3 protein-coding genes are annotated in these 3,128 nt (G+C 56.6%); all 3 read right to left on the bottom strand.

Translation table 11 applies throughout. The features are described 5' to 3' along the window. Positions 1 to 66: 66 nt before the first annotated feature. On the bottom strand, positions 67 to 2,223 hold the full coding sequence (locus tag RMSM_RS02270) for an alpha/beta hydrolase family protein (RefSeq protein WP_008690932.1): 2,157 nt from the start codon (positions 2,221 to 2,223) through the stop codon (positions 67 to 69). Between the two features lie 270 nt (positions 2,224 to 2,493). Then, entirely contained in the window at positions 2,494 to 2,652 is a 159-nt protein-coding gene (locus RMSM_RS40560; protein WP_160168207.1) for a hypothetical protein, read from the bottom strand. Between the two features lie 217 nt (positions 2,653 to 2,869). After that, on the bottom strand, positions 2,870 to 3,128 hold a 259-nt coding region (locus RMSM_RS02265; RefSeq protein ID WP_144057308.1), incomplete at its 5' end, for a GNAT family N-acetyltransferase.

Below are 3,128 nucleotides of genomic sequence, written 5' to 3'. Positions count from 1 at the left end.
TCGACGTCTCCCGTGATCCATCGTTCTGATCGCAGAGCGATCAGCGACAATTGTACCGGATGATGCTTACTTTAGCAGCCACTCGCTTGCCGCGGTTTGCTTTTGTGCTGCATCGCCAATGAAAGTCACCAGTGCACCGGACTCGGAAGCGGCGAGATACGCGGTGGTGATCGTTGCCGGCGTTTGGCTTTCGCCAGCGAGCCATAGCGGACGTGGTGCATGAAGTGCGATCAGCCCGGGCAGATCGAGGTACTTTGCTCCACCCGGCAAGAACATGGGGTCGCGATAATCCAAGACTTGGCCAAAGCGAAACCCTTTCGTATCGATCGCGGTGCGGTCGATGGCATCTCCCGCAATCCCGCCAGCCACCGCAGCAATGGGGCCGCTGTGGTGCCATCCGGCAATCGCAACGCTTTTCAGATCAGGATTCGGGCAGGGTCCCGAGTCTGCGTGACGAAGAAAACGGACGATACTCAATACATCATGGGTGCGTTGGGCGAATAAGGCATGATTGTAGCCGAAGGTGTAGCCAGCGAATTCACGAGGATTCTCAACGACGCGAGTCTGCTTCATCGTTTTGCCATTTTGTAGGAACAGATCGGCGCCCAGCACGGTCACGCCCGCTTGAACCAGCGTTTGCACCGCAGGGTTCACACTACCGTCGTCGCTACAAACGGCGGTCTTTCCAGAATCATCGAGCCAGATTACGACGCGACCACTGGGGTGCTTTGGACACAGCCAGACAACATTCACCTCTTCGCTGTGAGTTTTGTTCAGTAACGTGCCGGTGTGTTGCACGTAGTCGCCATGATCCTGCTCGTCGTCGAGTTCCCATGTCACGTCGCCTGCGTTGGCGTAGGTGCGGCCGATGATCACCTCCGCCGCCGGAAGGATGACGTTTTTCAAGCCTTCCGGTGTCGAGGCGGCTGCACTGAGTTGCTGCTCGGCGTCGTTGGTGAACCACGCCAACAAGTTGCGTTCGAAATCCGGATCGGCGGCCTTGGGGGCGGGATGTTGGTCGTTCCAGACAGTGAGCTGCTCGGGCGGCAGCGGTTCGAAATCGTGCTCAATCACCGGAGTTTGGAAACCAAGCTTAAAATGTTTGTTCAGGAAGGTGTAGAAGGCCGAGCGAGTGACCGCGTTGTAGTTGTGCGGAAAGTGCTCGCCGCGTTTCAAAAAGACGTCGCCCTTCTTGCCGTACAACGCATAGAGCTGTTGTAAGTCGGGGAATCCCTTAGTAGCCATCTCTTTGGTCCAGTCGTCCGCAGTGTTCATCCCTTGCGGCCGTGGCGCAGCCAAGGCGGCGAATTCGACATTGCCGGTATTCACTCGCAACAGACTCGCGTTTTCGCACGTGCAGCCGCCCTGCATCGCGGTGCTGACCATGACGACCGGGAACGACAGTTTAATGCGTTCGTCGATCGCCGCCAAAATCATCGTCTGAGTACCACCGCCGCTCGCGCCTGTAACGGCGACACGTTCCGAATCGACCTCCGGCAAACTGAGCAGAAAGTCGAGCCCACGTACGGCATTGAGCGTTTGCAGTCCCATCACATTCTGGCAATGTGCCTCGGCTTGCGGGCTGAACAGGCCCCAGTGTTTTGTCGTGTTCATCTCCGGCCGCTGTTTCGCAAACCCATGGACGAGCTCACGTGAAAGCTGAATCGAATCGGAATCGCCGAGCATGTCCCACTGCCAAACCACGCAGCCCATCAGCGCCAATTGGCGACACTGTGATTGGTAGGTGCTACGCCCGGCCCGCTCAAAACGCTCGGCACCGTCGGCGATCAGACCGCGCAACTTGCCCTCCGGCGTCATATCCAGCCGCGCATCCTTGTGGTGGCCGTGTGCCAGCATGACTCCTGGCACCTTGCCTTGGATGTTGGTCGGGCGGTACAGATTGCCCGTGACGAACAAACCCGGAGCGCTCTCGAAATAGACCTTCTCGACCGTATACCCATCACGTTGGATCTTACCGTGAAGGACTGGATTCAGAGGCGTTTTGGTCGGCATCGGCCAAAGACCGGTCGCGACGAGAATTTGCCGCCGTACGTATTCCTTACGTGTCTCCCACTGTTCCAGCGATGCTGGGGGATGGAAGGGAAAATAGCCGTTCAGATCATTAAGCGGCCGATGGCGGACGTCTTCAGCGGACACGGACACCGAGCCAAACACCGCCGCAACGGAGCACAGCAAAAGGGCAAACGCGATGAAATGTTTCATAGGGTAGGATGCAAAAGAGGAGGGACTCGTCAGCAGAGGCTGGATTGATCGAGAGGCGGGAGTCCTTCAAGGCTACACGCCGGCAATCGCGACTGCAAGCGAATCGGTGACAGTCATCCGTGACGCTTTGGCCGTTGCGCTAGAGTTTTTTGGAAATGGCGTAGGCCGACCGTCAGCTTTGAAGGTAGTGGACGAGGCAACGAGTCCCCGCGACACAGTGGCACGACGGGACTCGTAACCTCGTCCACTACGGTGAAAACACTTTCTCTCTCAAATGATTCGCAACATAAATCTAACGACGAACTTAATGCGGAACGATTCCTGAGTCGCGGTAGCGACGCCATCACTTAGCCCACGACGTAAGTCGTGGGTAAAGCTACGACGTGCGAGTCGCGAAGCGACGGCAGGTGTCATGGTGAAGGCAGGCACCGTCAATCTCGGCTACCCACTACCTACTACCACCGCCATTCCATCTTTTTGTCCCCCATCTTTTTGCCGGTACTTCAGCCGGGTGACCGTCGACCCGCAATTTTTCCAAGACGTCGGACGTCCAGCGCGCACCTGAAAAAAGAAAGCTTACCCGGAGCTATTAACTCATTCGCAAACGCTTGCATCCTCGCGGCGAATCGCCCCCCGATTTGTGTTGCTATACGTTTTGCAATTCGTTAATAGTAGGGCGAATTTGCATCGACACACATTTCCCGTTTTCCAACCGCCGCGTCCCCATTTGGACAAAGCCAGCTTTGTCGTGAAAGCGAAGGGACTCGTGATTGGGCGGATCAAGATTCATTTCGGCACAGATCGTCAGAAGCTGAGACTGTGCCGCCCATTCATAGATTCGCGAATAGAGCAAACGACCGACACCCATGCCACGACAAATACTCTGACACCACGACCCGATCGAT

Source organism: Rhodopirellula maiorica SM1 (assembly GCF_000346295.1).
GTDB classification, from domain to species: Bacteria; Planctomycetota; Planctomycetia; order Pirellulales; family Pirellulaceae; genus Novipirellula; species Novipirellula maiorica.
This window is presented reverse-complemented; position numbering and strand designations above follow the sequence as displayed.